The 389-nt window shown below is 63.0% G+C and carries 1 protein-coding gene; it reads left to right on the top strand.

The features are described from left to right. A partial coding sequence (locus ACSEMK_RS24050; protein ID WP_435336666.1) for a transketolase-like TK C-terminal-containing protein occupies nucleotides 1–389 on the top strand: 389 nt, incomplete at both ends.

Genomic DNA, 389 nt, shown 5'->3' with positions numbered 1-389 from the left:
GCTTCCCTGCGCGTCACGCCGAACATGTCCACCTGGCGTCCGTGTGACCAGGTTGAATCCGCGATTGCGTGGAAATATGGCGTAGAGCGTCAGGACGGCCCGACCGCGCTGATCCTCTCCCGTCAGAACCTGGCGCAGCAGGAGCGTACCGAAGAGCAGCTGGCAAATGTGGCCCGCGGCGGTTATGTGCTGAAAGATTGCGCCGGCCAGCCGGAACTGATCTTCATCGCCACCGGTTCAGAAGTGGAACTGGCGGTTGCCGCGTGGGACAAACTGACCGCCGAAGGCGTGAAGGCGCGCGTGGTCTCCATGCCGTCCACCGACGCGTTCGACAAGCAGGATGCGGCCTATCGTGAATCCGTACTGCCGAAAGCCGTTTCTGCCCGCGT

This window comes from Klebsiella sp. K-3, from assembly GCF_051207495.1.
GTDB classification, from domain to species: Bacteria; Pseudomonadota; Gammaproteobacteria; order Enterobacterales; family Enterobacteriaceae; genus Klebsiella; species Klebsiella aerogenes.
The sequence above is the reverse complement of the archived record's forward strand: the minus strand, read 5'-3'. Positions and strand labels throughout refer to the sequence as shown.